This window comes from Halomonas sp. H5, from assembly GCF_050613175.1.
In the GTDB taxonomy this organism is placed as follows: domain Bacteria; phylum Pseudomonadota; class Gammaproteobacteria; order Pseudomonadales; family Halomonadaceae; genus Bisbaumannia; species Bisbaumannia salifodinae.
In genome coordinates this window covers 2,752,802-2,767,502 of record NZ_CP192510.1, presented here as the reverse complement: position 1 = coordinate 2,767,502, position 14,701 = coordinate 2,752,802, and the positions used below count along the sequence as shown (strand labels likewise).

Genomic DNA, 14,701 nt, shown 5'->3' with positions numbered 1-14,701 from the left:
CGGATCTCCGGGTCATCGGTGGGCTCGATGCCCAGGCGCCGGGCGGTGCGGGCCGAGGAAACGCGCCTCCGGCGCCAGGCGCATGCCGAGCCATAGCCCCAGACGCTGGTACCAGGGCATGGTGTTGCGTCCCCACACCGCCGGGGCCACCAGGAGTCCACCCGCCACTGGTGGCCGCTCAGCCAGCACCCGCAGCGCCACGGCGGCACCCATGCTCTTGCCCAGCAGGTAGCGGGGCGTGGTGGGGTACTGTGCCTCCAGCCAGGCCAGCATGGCACGGGTGTCCGCCACCAAGGGCCGCCTTGAGGCGCGCCGCGTTGGTCTCGACCCAGCGTGGGTCGATGGCGCCCCAGTCGCGGATCCGGTAGCGGCCGATATTGTGCCGGGCGCCCTCGGCCTGCTCGAAGTCGCAGGCGATATCCAGCTCCGCCAGGGAGTGGATGGTGTCCTGGGCGGTGCGCCTCGGCATGCCGGTGGCCTCGATCAGCTCGGGTACGCTGGCCACGCCCCGGTCGATCAGATGGGCCACGTAGAGGCGCCGATAGAAGCTGCTCTTGGTCTTGCTGAGGGGCTCGGCCATGGGTTGCTGACTCGTCTCGCAGGGGGAGCCTATTATCCTACGCCCTGGGCATTGCCGAGAGCGAGGCCGTGCCGACCGGTGATAGCGGATGCCGCACCGAGGCTCAGTCGAAGAGGTCGCCCTGGGGGTGGGGCGGACGAAAGGCGGAGGTGTCCAGCCGCTGGGCGGCCAGCGCCGGCGCCTGGTTGAGCCCCAGGCGCCGGCAGGCGGCGGCGAAGCGCTGGGCCAGCAGCTCGGCGAAGACGCCCTCGCCGCGCATGCGCTTGCCGAAGCGGGCATCATAGGCGGCGCCGCCGCGACACTGGCGCATCAGGCTCATCACCTTGGCGGCCCGCTGCGGGTAGTGGGCCTCGAGCCAGGCCTCGAACAGCGGCGCCACCTCCCGGGGCAGGCGCAGCAGCATCCAACCGGCCGTATCGGCGCCGGCCTCCCGGGCCGCGCCGAGCAGGCGCTCCAGCTCGTGGTCGGTGAGGCCGGGAATCACCGGTGCCACCAGGGTGCCCACCGGCACCCCCGCCTCGGCCAGGGCACGGATCACCTTGAGTCGCGCCCCCGGGCTGGCGGCGCGGGGCTCCAGGCGGCGCTTGAGGGTGCGGTCGAGGCTGGTCAAGCTGATCATCACCCGCACCAGGCGGTGCTCGGCCAGGGCCCGGAGCAGGTCGAGGTCGCGCAGGATCAGGGCGCTCTTGGTGACCAGGGTCAGGGGGTGACGGCAGGCCAGCAGGAAGGCCAGCAGCTCCCGGGTGCTGCCCCGCTCCGCTTCCAGGGGCTGATAGCAGTCGGTGTTGCCGGAGAGGTTGATGGGACGGCACACATAGCCGGGGCGGCAGAGCTCCTCGCGAAGCCGGTCCACCAGGCCGCTGCGGGCGATCAGGCGGGTCTCGAAGTCGAGCCCGGGGAGAGGTCCCAATAGGCATGGCTGGGGCGGGCATAGCAATAGATGCAGCCGTGCTCGCAGCCGCGGTAGGGATTGAGGGAGCGGTCGAAGGGCAGGTCCGGCGAGCTGTTCCAGGCCAGGGCGCTGCGCGCCGCTTCCTCCGCCACCAGGGTGGCCCGCCGCACCGGCGTTTCCTCTTGCCACCAGCCGTCGTCTTCCGCCTCGACCCGGGTGGGGGCGAAGCGGTTGTCGGGATCATAGGTGGCGCCGCGCCCCTTGAGGGGGGGATGGTCCGCCATGGGGTGTCTCCATAACTGGTTTTATATACAGTATATGGAGAGGGCGCCGATGCGGCCAGGGGTCAATACGCCTCCAGCCGCTGCAGGTCGCGCACGATACGCCGCACCTCGGCCTGGTGCTCCGCCGCCAGGGAGGTAAAGAACTCCTCCTCGTGCCCGGCGCCGGCGCGCTCGGCGCGGTGTTCGTAGAGGTCCTGAAAGGTACGGTGGGTGGCCAGGGCGGTGGCCAGGACGTCCTGCACCTCGCCGCCGTCGAGGCGCTCCGGCAGGCGGCCCAGCACGGGGGCATGGGGGAAGTCGGCGGGATCGTCGAACCAGGTCTCCAGCACGGCGGCGTGGTCGCCATTCTCCGCCAGGTAGCTGGCCAGCTCCTGGCTCTGTTTGGTCTCCCGCTGCACCAGGTACGCCAGGGCCATCTTCTGGCGCTCGTTGCTGGCTTGATCGGCCAGTCGCTGGTACTGGTCGGCCAACTGGCGGTGCAAGTCCGCCGCCCAGGTCACCAGTTCCTTCACTTGATGAAAGCGCATGCCGCTAGCCTCCCGCCGTTTCGTCAGGGCTTCTCGTTAGCCTAGTCCGTGGCGGCGCCGGCGCCTTGATCTGCATCAGGGCGCGGTGCTTCTGCTACCATGCGCCTCTTCCGACAATCCGCCCGGAGTCCCCATGCTCTCCTCGACCCTCGCCGCCATTCGCGAGCCCGACTCGGCCCTGGCCGAACGGGTGGCCCAGCACCTGGACAACCTCACCAAGCCGCCGGGCAGCCTGGGCAGCCTGGAGCGCCTGGCCATCGAGCTGGCGCTGAGCCAGGGCGAGGCGCTGCCCCGGGTCTCGCCCCCCGGGGTGCTGGTCTTCGCCGCCGATCACGGGGTGGCGGCGGAGGGGGTCTCCGCCTTTCCCCAGGCGGTCACCGCCCAGATGGTGGCCAACTTCGCCGCCGGCGGCGCGGCCATCAATGCCTTCGCCCGCCAGCATGGGGCGCGCCTGGAGGTGATCGACGTGGGCGTGGCCGGCGAGCTGCCCGCCGAGGTGAAGCGCGCGGTGGTGAATGCCAGGGTACGCCCCGGCACCCGCAACCTGGCGGTGGAGGACGCCATGACCCGGGAAGAAGCGGAATCGGCCATCGCCGTGGGCATCCAGGCCGCGGAGCGGGCGGTGGCGGCGGACTGTCGCTGCCTGATCGTCGGCGAGATGGGCATCGCCAATACCACCGCCAGCAGCGCCCTGCTGGCGGCGCTCTGCCAGGCCCCCCTGGACGCCGTGGTGGGGCCGGGGACCGGTATCGATGCCGCGCGCCTGGCCCATAAGCGCGAGGTGATCGCCCGGGCCCTGGCCGCGCGGCGGGTCGATGCCGATGACCCCCTGGGGGCCCTGGCGGCCCTCGGCGGCCTGGAGATCGCCGCCATGGTGGGGGCCTACCTGGGCGGCGCGGCCCGGCGGGTGCCGCTGCTGGTGGATGGGCTGATCGCCACGGTGGCGGCACTCGTGGCCTGCCGGCTGTGTCCGGCGCTGCGCCCCTACCTGATCTTCGGCCATCGCTCCCGAGAGCCGGGGCACGATATCGCCCTGGCGGACCTGGAAGCGCAGCCGCTGCTGGATCTGGAACTGCGCCTGGGGGAGGGCAGCGGCGCCGCCCTGGCCTTCCCGCTGCTGGAGTCGGCTTGCCGCATGCTCGCCGAGATGGCGACCTTCGATCAGGCCGGCATCGGTGCCACCCCATGAATGTCCCGGCGAGTGTGCGACCGCTGGACTTCGCCCCGGGCCTGAGCCTGGCGGCGGATGCCCACTGCCTGCACTTCGCCTCGGCTCGGCCGCTGCGCACCCTGAGCAGCGCCCTGGTGGGGGGCGGCCTGGGCTGGCGGTGCCACTTCTGCAACTTCCATGTGGACAAGGCCTACGACGGCCGCGCCCCCGCCGATGACCTGAGCGCCTGGCTGGCCCGGCGCGGCCTGGGCTTCGATGAGAGCCTGGCCATGATGACCGCGGTGCACCTGGAGCACCTGGCCCTGGTGGCGGGGCAGGGCGTGCTGGTGGCGGTCACCGCCGGGGCCGGCAATGCGGTGGATATCGCCGCGCCCCTGGCGGATGACCCCCGCCCGGTGGGTACCATCAATACCCTGATCTTCCTGGACGCCCACTTGAGCGATGCGGGCCTGGTCAACGCCGCCCTCTCCGCGACGGAGGCCAAGGCCCGGGCCCTCCAGGAGCTGGATATTCGCGACCCCCATGGCGGTACCCCGGCCAGCGGCACCTCCACCGACTGCCTGGCCGTCGCTGCCACCCAGGCGGGGGAACCCAGCGACTACGCCGGCTCCGGCACACGCCTGGGCCGCGAGCTGGGACGGGCGGTATTCGTGGCAACGCGTGAGTCGCTGATTCGCAGCCGGGAGACGCGCCATGGCTGAGCCGCTGTCGCTCGGGCTGCTGGGGCTGATGCTGCTGGCCCTGACCCTGGACCTGATCATCGGCGACCCCCGCGCCCTGCCGCATCCGGTGGTGGGCATGGGGGCGGTGATCGCCCGCCTGGAGCGGGCCTGGAACCGCGGTTCCGCCCGGGCGCGGCGCCTCAAGGGTATGCTGATGTGCGCCCTGGTGGTGCTGGGCACCTTCCTGCTGGCCTGGGCCACATTGACCTTGCTGGCGGCAATTCATCCGTGGCTGGCCTGGCTCGCCGAGCTCTGGCTGCTAGCTAGTTGCCTGGCCATCAAGGGGCTCCGGGACGCCGCCCGGGATATCGTCGCGTCCCTGGCCCGCGGCGACCTGCCCGAGGCGCGCCGGGCACTGGCCATGGTGGTGGGCCGCGATACCGAGCACCTGGGCGAGGCGGAGATCAGCCGCGGCGCGGTGGAGACGGTGGCCGAGAACACCGTGGACGGCATCACCGCGCCGCTGTTCTTCGCCCTGCTCGGCGGCGCGCCCCTGGCCCTGGCCTACAAGGCGATCAATACCCTCGACTCCATGGTCGGCTACCGGGACGAACGCTACGCCGATTTCGGCTGGGCCTCGGCACGCCTCGATGACGTCGCCAACTGGCTGCCGGCCCGGCTTACTGCCCTGACGCTATGGCTAAGCGCGCTCTGTCTTAAGGCCTGGGGCAGGGACGAGATCACCCCCCGTGGGGCCCTGGCCGCCACCTGGCGTGAGGCGCCGCGCCACCCCAGCCCCAACAGCGGCTGGCCGGAGGCGATGGTGGCCAACCTGCTGGGGGTGCAACTGGGGGGCACCAACCACTATCGCGGGCGGGTCTCCGAGCGGGCCCGGCTGGGCACGCCCCGGCAGCCGCTGGCGGCAGGGCATATCGCCGCCACCCTGCGCCTGATGCATGGCGGCTGGTTGGGCTTTTTTGCTGCTGATGGCGGCGGTGATCCTGCTTAAGGAGGCGTTGTGAGACCTGGCGACACCCCCTCAAATGACTGGCCCCTGCACGGGGGCGAGGCGGCGCCGCTGCTGGCGCGCTTCGGCCTGCCCGTCGATACGCCGCTGCGCGACGTCAGTGCCAACCTCAACCCGCTCGGCCCGCCCGCCTGGCTGCCCGAGTGGCTGGCCGAGCGGGCCGCCGACCTGGGCCGCTACCCCGACCCGGACTATGCCGCCGCCCGGGCCGCCATCGCCGCCCGGGAAGGGGTGGCCGCCGAGCGGGTGCGGCTCACCAATGGCGGCGCCGAGGCGATCTACCTGGCCGCCGCCCTACACGCCGGTCGCCCCGCCGCCATCGTCGAGCCGGGCTTCGCCGAGTATCGCCGCGCCTGCACGGCCTACGGCCTGCCGGTGCGCAGCCTGCCCCTGGCCGCCCCGGACTTCGCCCTCGACTTTGCCCTCGACTTCTCCCTCGACCCCGAGGCGCTGGTCGCAGGCCTGGGGGAGGCCGAGGTGCTCTTTATGGGCCGCCCCAATAATCCCACCGCGACCCTGGTGCCGCGCCCAGTCATGGAGCGGCTGCTGGAACTCACCGCCGAGCGGGGCTGTACCCTGGTGGTGGACGAGGCCTTTATCGACTTCGTCGATGACACGGAGCGGCTGACGCCTTGGCTCGAGCGCTTCGAGCACCTGGTGCTGCTGCGCTCCCTGACCAAGTGGTTCACCCTGCCCGGGCTGCGCCTGGGCTACCTGCTCGCCGCGCCGGACCGGGTCGCCGCCGCCGGGGCCTTCCAGCCCGCCTGGAGCGTCAACCAACTGGCCGCCGACCTGGTGGCGCCGCTGCTGGCGGATCGCGACTTCAACGAGCGTACCCGGGCCTGGCTCGCCGCCGAGCGCCCCGCCATGCAGGCGGCGCTCGGCGCCCTGGGCCTGAGGGTGGTGCCGAGTCGCGCCAACTTCTTCCTGGTGCGCCATCCCGCCGGTGGGGAAGCCACCGCCCGGCTGCTGCCGGCGCTGCTGCGCCGCGGCTGGCTGGCGCGCCATACCCAGGGCTTCGCCGGCCTGGACGGGGGCTGGCTGCGTCTGGCCCTGCGTACCGTCGAGGAGAACCGGGCGCTGTGCCAGGCCCTGGCGGAGGCGATGGCCGAAGTCTCTCGAGGAGGTACACCATGATCGCCTTTATCGGCGGCGGGGCCCGCTCCGGCAAGAGCGGCTACGCCGAGCGCCTGGCCCGGCAGTGGTGGGGCGAACGGGGCGGGGAGCTCTGGTACCTGGCCACCGCCCGGGCCGGGGATGGCGAGATGGCCGAGCGCATCGCCCGCCATCGACGCCAGCGGGGGGAGGGCTGGCAGACCCTGGAGGCGCCCCTGGCCCTGGATGCCGCCCTGGACGAGGTCGCCCCCGGGGAGACGGTCCTGCTCGACTGCCTGACCCTCTGGGCCAGCCAGTGGCGCTATGGCGGCGGCGGCAGCGACGCCGAGGGCCGCGCCTTGCTGGCCAAGGTACTGGGCGAGGCCAAGCGACGCCGAATCGCCCTGGTGGTGGTCTCCAACGATATCAACGAGGGGTTGCCCGCCGAGGATGGCGAGACCCGTGCCTTCGTGGCCTTCCTGCAAGGCTTGCACCGCGACCTGGCCGCCGAGGCGGATCTCGTGGTGCAGGTGGTGGCGGGGCTGCCCTGGGTCTGGAAGGGGGAGGGCGCATGAGCACGACGACGCCATCGGCCCCGCCATCGACCACGCCCCGGGGCCTGGCCGCCGCCGGCTTCGGCCTGGTGCTGGCGCTGCAGTTCCTGACGCGGATTCCGCTGCCGCTGGCCTGCCCCTGGACCCCGGCCACCCGGCGCTGGGCGCTGCGCGCCTACCCCCTGGTGGGCCTGCTGCTGGGGGGCCTGCTGGCCCTGGTGGCGCTGGCGCTGTCGGGCTGGCCCACGCCGCTGCAGGCCCTGGCGCTGCTCAGCCTCTGGGTGGCGCTCTCCGGCGGCCTGCACCTGGATGGGGTGATGGACCTGGCCGATGCCCTGGGCAGCAATGCCCCCCTGGAGCGGCGCTGGGCGATCATGAAGGATGCCCAGGTGGGCAGCTTCGCCATCCTGGCGCTGGTCTTCCTGCTGGCCTGGAAGGGCATGCTGCTCTGGGCGTTGCTGGAGGCCGGCGTCGACCCGCTGTGGCTGCTGGCGCCGCCGGCCCTGGCGCGCTTCGGCGCCGTGGCGCTGCTGCGCCTGGCGCCGCTGGCCCGCCGCGAGGGACTGGCCTGGGCCTGGCGCCAGGAGAGCCGCCACTGGGACTTGGCGCTGTCGCTGCTGCCCCTGGCCGTGCCGTTCTGGTGGCTGCCCGGCGGCTGGCTGCTGCTGGCGGCGCTCGCCGCCTTCCTGCTGGCCTTCGCGACCCTGATGGTGCGCACTTTTCGCGGCATCAACGGCGATATGCTGGGGGCGGCCATCGAGGGGGGGGAGCTATGGCTGCTGCTGGTGGCCTGGCTGTGGCTGAGTTCGTGAGACGAAGGGAGGACGTTTGATGCCATCGTCGAGCCTGACCCTGGTCGTGGTCCGCCATGGGCTGACCGCCTGGAACCGGAACGGCCGCTATCAGGGCCATCGGGATATTCCCCTGGACCCCGAAGCGGCTCGCCCGGGCCTCGAGTGCCTGCGGGCCTGGTCGCGGGAGCAACTGGGGGGATGGGATGCCATCCACTGCAGCGACCTGACACGCTGCCGCCAGACCCTGGCGCACCTGGCCTTGCCTGGCGCGACACCCTGTCCCGGGACCCGTCCCGAGCCGCGCTTCGATGCCCGGCTGCGGGAGCTGAATTTCGGCGCCTACGAGGGCAAGTGTTACGCCGAGCTCGAGTCGGACCCCGGCTATCGGGCCTGGATCGATGGCCGCGGCGAGCGCCCGCCGCCCGGCGGCGAGTCCGCCGGCGAGCTGCGCGCGCGACTCGACGCCTGGTGGCAGGAGCTGACCCGGGAGGCCGAGGCCAAGGAAGGCGACGCCTACCGCGCCCTGGTGGTGACCCATGGTGGGGTGCTGCGGGAGCTGCGTCGGCGCTTCGAGGCCATCGACTTCTGGGCCGCCGGCGTGACTCAGGCCGAGGGGCGCCACTTCCATCTCATTCGACACGGAGACGCCTGGCGATGCGAGTGGTCATCGGCGGTACCCACGCCGGCAAGCGCGACGCGGTAAGGGCCTGGGGCGGGGCGCCGCGCTGGCTCGAGGCCGATTGCCTCCTCGAAGGCCCGCCGCCCGCCGGGGACCTGGTAATCGACGGCTGGGCGGCGTGGATCGCCGCCCAGTTGGAAGGCGAGGCCGATAACGACCGCCTGCGGGCGCGGCTGGTTCAGACTCTGGAGACGCTGCTGGCGGCGGAGCGCCGGACGGGAGCCACCATCACCCTGATCCTCAAGGAGATGGGCCGCGGCATCGTGCCCATGTCGCGCCGCCAGCGGCGGCTGCGCGACCTCAACGGCTGGCTGGCCCAGGACGCCGCGGCCCGGGCCGAGGCGGTCTACTACGTCTGGCATGGGCTGGTAAGGCGGCTTGTCTAAAGTCGCAGAATGATCGCAGATGGAATGACTGAGGGGCGCTGGCGGCCTGACCGCCAGGATAGCCCCGGGCCTTCAGCAGCAAAGGTGTTAACTGGATAGCCAAGGACTTGCCTAAAGGTCGCTTGGCCAAGGCGGGATTGGCCATAATAGAATATGGAACTGTTTTCCACGAGACGAGGCGAAGATGCTGGGACGATTACGACAGTGGGTCGATAACTTTACCCTGACCCTGGTGGGGGTGGTGATCCTGGCCAGCGTGTTGCCGGCCCAGGGGCGCGGCGTGCCCTTCTTCGAGGGGCTGACCGTGGCGGCCATCGCCCTGCTGTTCTTTATGCACGGCGCCAAGCTCTCCCGCCAGGCGATCATCAGCGGCGCCACCCACTGGCGCCTGCACCTAGTGGTGTTCGGCTTCACCTTCGTCGCCTTCCCGCTGCTCGGGGTGCTGGGGCGGCCGCTGATGGAGCCTTGGCTGGGCACGCCGCTGACCCTCGGCATGCTCTACCTCTGCGTGTTGCCCGGCACGGTGCAGTCCGCCATCGCCTTCAACTCCCTGGCCCGGGGCAATATTCCGGCGGCGATCTGCAACGCCTCCGCCTCCAGCCTGATCGGCATCCTCGCCACGCCCCTGCTGGTGATGCTGATCATGGGCGCCCAGGCCACCGGCGAGGGCTACAACGCCGGCGAGGCGGTGCTCAAGATCAGCCTGCAACTGCTGCTGCCCTTCGTGCTGGGGCACCTGGCGCGGCCCTGGATCGGCGACTGGGTGGCCCGCAATCGGCCCTGGCTGAGCAAGGTGGACCAGAGCTCCATCCTGCTGGTGGTCTACACCGCCTTCAGTGCCTCGGTGGTGGGCGGCCTCTGGCAGACCGTGGGGCTCGGCCCGTTGCTGGCGCTGATCCTGGCCTGCTGCGTGCTGCTGGCCCTGGTGCTGGTGCTGACCACGGCCCTGGCCCGGGGGCTGGGGTTCAGCAAGGAGGACGAGATCACCATCGTTTTCGGCGCCTCCAAGAAGAGCCTGGCCACCGGGGTGCCCATGGCACAGGTGCTCTTCGCCGGCAGCGCCCTGGGGCCCATGCTGCTGCCGATCATGCTCTTCCACCAGATCCAACTGATCGTCTGCGCCATCATGGCTCAGCGCTACGCCCAGCGCCCCACGGCGGCAGAAGCGGCAAATTGACCTTTCCCGGGTGGGTTGCTAGCTTACGCGCACTCTCAGGTGCTGGTAGAAGGCCTTTCTACCAGATAAACGGGAAGTCGGTGCGCGGCCTTGCCGCCACTCCGACGCTGCCCCCGCAACGGTGATCGAGTCAAACACCGCCATTAACGTCACTGTGCCGATTGGCATGGGAAGGCGGCGGTCCGGAAGGTCCTTATGCCTAGGCCCTGATGCCCAGGCCCTTCACTCGTCAGCCCGGAGACCGGCCTGGAGAGGCATGCCGTGTCACGGTGGGCGACGGGAGGCAAGGCGCTGCCTGGCTTCCACCTTGTCGTTTCCCACCGCGTCCCGGCCATCATACGCATCACGCCGTGCGGGTGAGCACGGCGAGCAAGGGACACCAAGATGACACTCTCCATCGTTTCCCGCCATGGCCTGGCCGCCGTTGCCCTGGCCGCCACGCCGCTCTCCCAGGCGATTGCCGCCACCTCGGATGATACCGACGCCGACTCGATCCAGGCCCTGAACCCCCTGGTGGTGACCGCCACCCTGGCGCCGCGCACCGCCGATGAGAGCCTCGCCTCGGTCAGCGTGCTCGACGAGGCCAGCCTGCGCCGCCAGGACCCCACCCGCCTGACCGACCTGTTGCGTGGCCAGCCCGGGGTGGATGTCTCCACCAGCGGTAGCTTCGGCAAGTCCAGTAGCGTTTACATTCGCGGCACCTCCAATGACCAGAGCCTGCTGATGATCGATGGGATCCGCCTGCGTTCGGCGACCCTGGGCGGCGCCTCCTGGCAATTCCTCGACCCGCGACTGTTCCAGCGCGCCGAGATCGTCCGCGGCCCCCGCGGCAGCCTCTATGGTGCCGACGCCGTGGGCGGTGTCATTCAACTCTTTACCCCCGAGGGCGAGGCGGGGGCGCCGACGTCACGTATCTCGCTGGGCGGCGGTTCCTTCGACACCCAGCGTTATAGCGCCAGCCTCGCCGGTGGCAGCGGTGGCACCCGCTACTACTTCGCCGGTAGTCATTTCAGCACCGACGGTGTGCCGGTGGTACGTGATGGCGACGACAAGGGTTATGACAATACCTCCGGCCTGGTGCGGCTCTCGCATACCTTCGACAACGACGCCGAGGTGGGGGTGCTGGCGCTGCGGGCGCGGGGCAATACCGAGTTCGTCGGAGGGGACACGGACTATGTGCAGCAGGTGGCCGGTGTTTACGGGGAGTTGCCGGTGACCGACCGGTGGCGTAGCCGCCTGACGCTTAGCGAGGCTCGGGACGAGAGCGACAACATCGATATCTTCGGCGATTCGATTATCGATACCCGCACGCATACCGCTCGCTGGGAGAATACCCTGTACCTTGGTGCTCACGAGCTGATCGCCGGCGTCGAGTACAGCGAGGACCGGGTCAGCGGTACCACCGAGTATGCGGAGAGCAGCCGCGACAATACCGCCGTCTTCGCCCAGGGACTGTTCGACCTCGCGCCGGCCTCGCTACAGGCCAGCCTGCGTCACGACGACAACCAGGCCTTCGGCGAGGAGGTGACCGGCAGCCTGGCGCTGGGCTATGCGCTGGATGACTCCCATACCCTGCGGGCCAGTGTTGGTACCGCCTTCAAGGCCCCCACCTTCAACCAGCTCTACTTCCCCGGGTTCGGCAACCCCGATCTGGAAGCCGAGACCTCCGAGACCCTCGAGCTGGGCGTGCGCGGCCAGTACCGCCTGTTCTTCTGGGACCTGGCGGCCTACCAGACGGACGTGGATAACCTGATCGCCAATGCCCTGGTCAATGGGCGTTTCGCCCCCTATAACGTGGCCGAGGCGCGGATCCGCGGCGTGGAGCTCTCCGCCGGCGCCGAGATCGACGACTGGACCCTGGCCGCGGCCCTGACCTATACCGATCCGGAGGATCGCGAGACCGGCAATCAACTCCGACGCCGGGCGTCACAGAGCCTGCGCCTGGACGCGGACCGCGAGCTGGGCGACTGGTCCCTGGGGGGCTCCTGGGTGGTGCAGAATCACCGCTACGACGATGCCGCCAACGAAGAACGGCTCGCCGGCTTCGGCCTGGTCGATCTACGCGCCGGCTGGGACTTCGCCCCCGGCTGGTCGACCCGCCTGACGGTGGAAAACGTGCTGGACAGGGACGTCGTCACCGCCCGGGATTTCAGCGGCAACGATTACCTCAACGCCGGCCGTGCCGCCTTCCTTAGCCTGCATTTCGGTGGTTGATGCCTAGTCGTCTGGTAACGGGGCTAGCGCTTGCCCTGCTGTCCCTGGTTGCCCAGGCCGACGAGCGCTGCGCCATCGATGACCGGCAGCGGGAGGTCTGCCTCAGTGAGCCTGCGCAGCGTATCGCCGCCCTCTCGCCGGGGGCCACCGAGCTGGTCTATGCCGCCGGGGCCGGCGAGCGGGTCGTCGCCGTGGTGGAGTACAGCGACTATCCCCCCGAGGCCCGTGAGGTGGCCTCGGTGGGCAGCCATACCCGGGTCGACCTGGAGCGGCTGCTGGCGCTGGCCCCCGACCTGGTGATCGGCTGGGTCACCGGCAACCCCGCCGAGCAGCTCGAGACCCTCGAGGCCCTGGGCCTGCCGGTCTTCTATATCGAGCCGCGCACCCTCGAGGGCGTGGCCACGGCCATCGAGCGCCTCTCGCGCCTGGCCGGCAGCGAGGCGGCGGGGGAGGCCGAGGCGGCGCGCTTTCGCGACGGCATGGCCGAACTCGCCGAGCGCTACGCGGATGCCGCGCCGCTGTCGGTCTTCTACCAGGTATGGGACGAGCCCCTGATGACCATCAACGACGACCACCTGATCGGCCAGGTGCTCTCCCTGTGCGGCGGCGTCAATGTCTTCGGCGGGCTCGACCGGCTGGTACCGCGCCTCGACGAGGAGGCGGTGCTGGCCGCCGACCCCGAGGCGATCCTCGCCGGCGGCATGGGCGAGGAGAACCGCGCCTGGCTGACCCATTGGGAACAGTACCCGGCGCTCACCGCCGTGGCCCGGGACAACCTCTTCTTCGTGCCGCCCTCGCTGATCCAGCGCCCCACGCCGCGCCTGCTGGAGGGCAGCCGACTCTTCTGCGAGAAGCTCGAGGTGGCCCGGTCTCGTCGCGAGGCGAGTCCCTGATGGTAACCCTGGCGCGCCCCTTGGGGGGCCTGGCCCTGGCCGCCCTGGCGGCCCTGATCCTGTCGGTGGCACTGGGCAGCGTGACCCTGGCGCCGGGCGAGATCCTCGCCGTCCTGCGCGGCCAGGGCAGCCCGCTGGCCCAGACCCTGATCCTCGAGCTGCGCCTGCCCCGCTCGCTCTCCGCCTTCGCGGTGGGCGGTCTGCTCGCCGTGGCCGGCGCCCTGATGCAGGTGCTGCTGCGCAACCCCCTGGCCGATCCCTATGTGCTGGGGCTCTCCGGGGGCGCCTCGGTGGGGGCCCTGGCCGCCATGCTGGCGGGCGTCGGCGGCCTGGTGGTCTCCGGCGGTGCCTTCGCCGGGGCGCTGCTGTCGACCCTGCTGGTATTCGGCCTGGCCCATGGCCGCGGCGGCTGGACGCCGGCGCGGCTGCTGCTCACCGGGGTGGTGGTGGCCGCCGGCTGGGGGGCGGTGATCACCCTGATGCTGGCGGTGACTCCCGCCGACCGCCTGCCCGGCATGCTCTACTGGCTGATGGGCGATCTCGCCTATGCCCGCGCGCCCTGGCCGCCCCTGGTCCTGCTGCTGGGGGTCTGCCTGCTGGTCATGCCGCTGGGGCGCAGCCTCAATGTGCTGGCCCGGGGGCCCCTGCAGGCCGCCGCCCTCGGCGTCTCGGTGCGCCGCCTGGAGTGGGGCATCTACCTGGGGGCCAGCGCCCTGACCGCCATGGCGGTGACCAGCGCCGGCAGCATCGGCTTCGTCGGCCTGGTGGTGCCGCATATGCTGCGCCTGCTGCTGGGCAACGACCAGCGGTTGATCCTGCCCGCCTGCGCCCTGGCCGGTGGTACCCTGCTGCTGCTGGCGGATACCCTGGCGCGCACGATGATCGCCCCGGAGCAGCTCCCGGTGGGGGTGATCACCGCCCTGCTGGGGGTGCCGACCTTTCTTTATCTGCTGTATCGGAGCCAGTGATGAGCCGTCTCGAGGCCCGCCAGTTGGTGATCGATATTCCCGGGCGTGGCGACGGCCGGGCCCTCGACGTGCGCCTCGAGCCGGGCCAGGTGTGGGGCGTGCTGGGGCCCAACGGCGCCGGCAAGACGACGCTCCTGCATACCCTGGCCGGGCTCAGGGCCCCGCGCTCGGGGCAGGTGCGCCTCGACGACCGGCCGCTCTCGGGGCTGGGTCGCCGCCGGGTGGCGCGCCGACTGGGGCTGGTCTTCCAGGAGCGCCACGACGGCTTTCCCGCCACGGTGCGCGAGACCGCCCTGATCGGCCGTCATCCCTACCTCTCCCCCTGGCAGATGGAGGGCGCCGAGGAGCTGCGCCTGGCCGAGGCGGCCCTGGAGCGGCTCGACCTGGCCCACCTGGCCGACCACCTGGTGGGGACCCTCTCCGGCGGCGAGCGCCAGCGCCTGGCCATCGCCACGGTGCTGACCCAGACCCCGGCCCTGTGGCTCGCCGACGAGCCCACCAACCACCTCGACCTGCACCACCAGACCGAAGTCATGGCGCTGCTCGCCGGCGAGGCCAAAGAGGGCAGGGCGGTGATGATGTGCCTGCACGACCTCAATCTGGCCGCCCGCTGGTGCAGCCACCTGCTGCTGCTCTACCCGGAGGGCGAGGCCTGCTGGGGCCCGGCGGACGCCATGCTGGAGCCCGCGGCCCTGGAAAGGCTCTATGGCCAGCGCCTGGCCACCGCCTGGGTCGACGGCGCCCCGGTCTTCGTGCCCCTGAGGTAAGGTTCATCGCCCTCACAGGTAGGCTATTCCC

15 protein-coding genes, 2 pseudogenes and 1 riboswitch are annotated in these 14,701 nt (G+C 71.2%); of the genes and pseudogenes, 13 read left to right on the top strand and 4 right to left on the bottom strand.

The genetic code is table 11. From position 1 onward, the window contains the following. Positions 1-12: 12 nt before the first annotated feature. The 4 genes and pseudogenes from ACQ1W9_RS12820 to ACQ1W9_RS12805 all read right to left on the bottom strand — a co-directional run bounded on the left by ACQ1W9_RS12820 (position 13) and on the right by ACQ1W9_RS12805 (position 2,283). Positions 13-273 (bottom strand): serine aminopeptidase domain-containing protein, encoded by a 261-nt coding sequence (locus tag ACQ1W9_RS12820; protein ID WP_431023723.1) that lies wholly within the window; start codon positions 271-273, stop codon positions 13-15. A 16-nt stretch (positions 274-289) separates the two neighbouring features. Continuing rightward, positions 290-580: pseudogene (locus tag ACQ1W9_RS12815) on the bottom strand (winged helix-turn-helix domain-containing protein); the annotation flags it as partial. 103 nt (positions 581-683) lie between these two features. Continuing rightward, a pseudogene (locus tag ACQ1W9_RS12810) lies at positions 684-1,756 on the bottom strand (PA0069 family radical SAM protein). Between the two features lie 62 nt (positions 1,757-1,818). After that, positions 1,819-2,283: a 2-hydroxyacyl-CoA dehydratase gene (locus ACQ1W9_RS12805; protein ID WP_431023722.1), complete on the bottom strand. Its 465-nt coding sequence runs from the start codon at positions 2,281-2,283 to the stop codon at positions 1,819-1,821. 133 nt (positions 2,284-2,416) lie between these two features. Here ACQ1W9_RS12805 and cobT point away from each other — a divergent pair, with 133 nt between their 5' ends. The 13 genes from cobT to ACQ1W9_RS12740 all read left to right on the top strand — a co-directional run bounded on the left by cobT (position 2,417) and on the right by ACQ1W9_RS12740 (position 14,670). Continuing rightward, complete coding sequence (cobT, locus tag ACQ1W9_RS12800; RefSeq protein WP_431023721.1) at positions 2,417-3,472, top strand: nicotinate-nucleotide--dimethylbenzimidazole phosphoribosyltransferase; 1,056 nt, start codon at positions 2,417-2,419, stop codon at positions 3,470-3,472. Then, positions 3,469-4,155, top strand: a complete 687-nt coding sequence (locus tag ACQ1W9_RS12795) for an adenosylcobinamide amidohydrolase (RefSeq protein WP_431023720.1) — start codon at positions 3,469-3,471, stop codon at positions 4,153-4,155. Before cobT ends, ACQ1W9_RS12795 begins: the two co-directional genes overlap by 4 nt. Then, the gene (cbiB, locus tag ACQ1W9_RS12790; protein WP_431023719.1) at positions 4,148-5,125 is read left to right on the top strand and encodes an adenosylcobinamide-phosphate synthase CbiB; all 978 of its coding nucleotides are present in this window, start codon (positions 4,148-4,150) and stop codon (positions 5,123-5,125) included. Before ACQ1W9_RS12795 ends, cbiB begins: the two co-directional genes overlap by 8 nt. Positions 5,126-5,134: 9 nt before the next feature. Continuing rightward, positions 5,135-6,280 (top strand): threonine-phosphate decarboxylase CobD, encoded by a 1,146-nt coding sequence (gene cobD, locus ACQ1W9_RS12785; RefSeq protein WP_431023718.1) that lies wholly within the window; start codon positions 5,135-5,137, stop codon positions 6,278-6,280. Then, complete coding sequence (locus ACQ1W9_RS12780) at positions 6,277-6,813, top strand: bifunctional adenosylcobinamide kinase/adenosylcobinamide-phosphate guanylyltransferase (protein ID WP_431023717.1); 537 nt, start codon at positions 6,277-6,279, stop codon at positions 6,811-6,813. Before cobD ends, ACQ1W9_RS12780 begins: the two co-directional genes overlap by 4 nt. Positions 6,814-6,857: 44 nt before the next feature. After that, a complete protein-coding gene (locus ACQ1W9_RS12775) occupies positions 6,858-7,604 on the top strand; it encodes an adenosylcobinamide-GDP ribazoletransferase (RefSeq protein WP_431026447.1) in 747 nt (248 codons plus the stop codon). 19 nt (positions 7,605-7,623) lie between these two features. Beyond that, complete coding sequence (locus ACQ1W9_RS12770) at positions 7,624-8,289, top strand: histidine phosphatase family protein (protein WP_431023716.1); 666 nt, start codon at positions 7,624-7,626, stop codon at positions 8,287-8,289. Beyond that, positions 8,241-8,651, top strand: a complete 411-nt coding sequence (locus tag ACQ1W9_RS12765) for a bifunctional adenosylcobinamide kinase/adenosylcobinamide-phosphate guanylyltransferase (protein WP_431023715.1) — start codon at positions 8,241-8,243, stop codon at positions 8,649-8,651. The genes ACQ1W9_RS12770 and ACQ1W9_RS12765 overlap by 49 nt, the downstream gene beginning before the upstream one ends. 184 nt (positions 8,652-8,835) lie before the next feature. After that, positions 8,836-9,828 (top strand): bile acid:sodium symporter family protein, encoded by a 993-nt coding sequence (locus ACQ1W9_RS12760; RefSeq protein ID WP_431023714.1) that lies wholly within the window; start codon positions 8,836-8,838, stop codon positions 9,826-9,828. A 20-nt stretch (positions 9,829-9,848) separates the two neighbouring features. Then, a riboswitch (cobalamin riboswitch) is annotated at positions 9,849-10,092 on the top strand. Positions 10,093-10,212: 120 nt separating this feature from the next. After that, positions 10,213-12,042 carry a TonB-dependent receptor domain-containing protein gene (locus tag ACQ1W9_RS12755; RefSeq protein ID WP_431023713.1) on the top strand — a complete coding sequence of 610 codons (1,830 nt, stop codon included), beginning with the start codon at positions 10,213-10,215 and terminating at the stop codon, positions 12,040-12,042. Further along, on the top strand, positions 12,042-12,935 hold the full coding sequence (locus tag ACQ1W9_RS12750; RefSeq protein ID WP_431023712.1) for a cobalamin-binding protein: 894 nt from the start codon (positions 12,042-12,044) through the stop codon (positions 12,933-12,935). The genes ACQ1W9_RS12755 and ACQ1W9_RS12750 overlap by 1 nt, the downstream gene beginning before the upstream one ends. Further along, entirely contained in the window at positions 12,935-13,903 is a 969-nt protein-coding gene (locus ACQ1W9_RS12745) for a FecCD family ABC transporter permease (protein WP_431023711.1), read from the top strand. Before ACQ1W9_RS12750 ends, ACQ1W9_RS12745 begins: the two co-directional genes overlap by 1 nt. Then, positions 13,903-14,670: an ABC transporter ATP-binding protein gene (locus ACQ1W9_RS12740; protein ID WP_431023710.1), complete on the top strand. Its 768-nt coding sequence runs from the start codon at positions 13,903-13,905 to the stop codon at positions 14,668-14,670. Before ACQ1W9_RS12745 ends, ACQ1W9_RS12740 begins: the two co-directional genes overlap by 1 nt. The last annotated feature ends 31 nt before the right edge of the window (positions 14,671-14,701 follow it).

Excerpts from the sequence above, each read along its gene's own strand:
- ACQ1W9_RS12820 (WP_431023723.1), bottom strand. The coding sequence starts at position 273 with ATGCTGGCCTGGCTGGAGGCACAGTACCCCACCACGCCCCGCTACCTG.
- ACQ1W9_RS12805 (WP_431023722.1), bottom strand. The coding sequence starts at position 2,283 with ATGCGCTTTCATCAAGTGAAGGAACTGGTGACCTGGGCGGCGGACTTG.
- cobT (WP_431023721.1), top strand. The coding sequence starts at position 2,417 with ATGCTCTCCTCGACCCTCGCCGCCATTCGCGAGCCCGACTCGGCCCTG.
- ACQ1W9_RS12795 (WP_431023720.1), top strand. The coding sequence starts at position 3,469 with ATGAATGTCCCGGCGAGTGTGCGACCGCTGGACTTCGCCCCGGGCCTG.
- cbiB (WP_431023719.1), top strand. The coding sequence starts at position 4,148 with ATGGCTGAGCCGCTGTCGCTCGGGCTGCTGGGGCTGATGCTGCTGGCC.
- ACQ1W9_RS12780 (WP_431023717.1), top strand. The coding sequence starts at position 6,277 with ATGATCGCCTTTATCGGCGGCGGGGCCCGCTCCGGCAAGAGCGGCTAC.
- ACQ1W9_RS12770 (WP_431023716.1), top strand. The coding sequence starts at position 7,624 with ATGCCATCGTCGAGCCTGACCCTGGTCGTGGTCCGCCATGGGCTGACC.
- ACQ1W9_RS12765 (WP_431023715.1), top strand. The coding sequence starts at position 8,241 with ATGCGAGTGGTCATCGGCGGTACCCACGCCGGCAAGCGCGACGCGGTA.
- ACQ1W9_RS12760 (WP_431023714.1), top strand. The coding sequence starts at position 8,836 with ATGCTGGGACGATTACGACAGTGGGTCGATAACTTTACCCTGACCCTG.
- ACQ1W9_RS12755 (WP_431023713.1), top strand. The coding sequence starts at position 10,213 with ATGACACTCTCCATCGTTTCCCGCCATGGCCTGGCCGCCGTTGCCCTG.
- ACQ1W9_RS12750 (WP_431023712.1), top strand. The coding sequence starts at position 12,042 with ATGCCTAGTCGTCTGGTAACGGGGCTAGCGCTTGCCCTGCTGTCCCTG.
- ACQ1W9_RS12745 (WP_431023711.1), top strand. The coding sequence starts at position 12,935 with ATGGTAACCCTGGCGCGCCCCTTGGGGGGCCTGGCCCTGGCCGCCCTG.
- ACQ1W9_RS12740 (WP_431023710.1), top strand. The coding sequence starts at position 13,903 with ATGAGCCGTCTCGAGGCCCGCCAGTTGGTGATCGATATTCCCGGGCGT.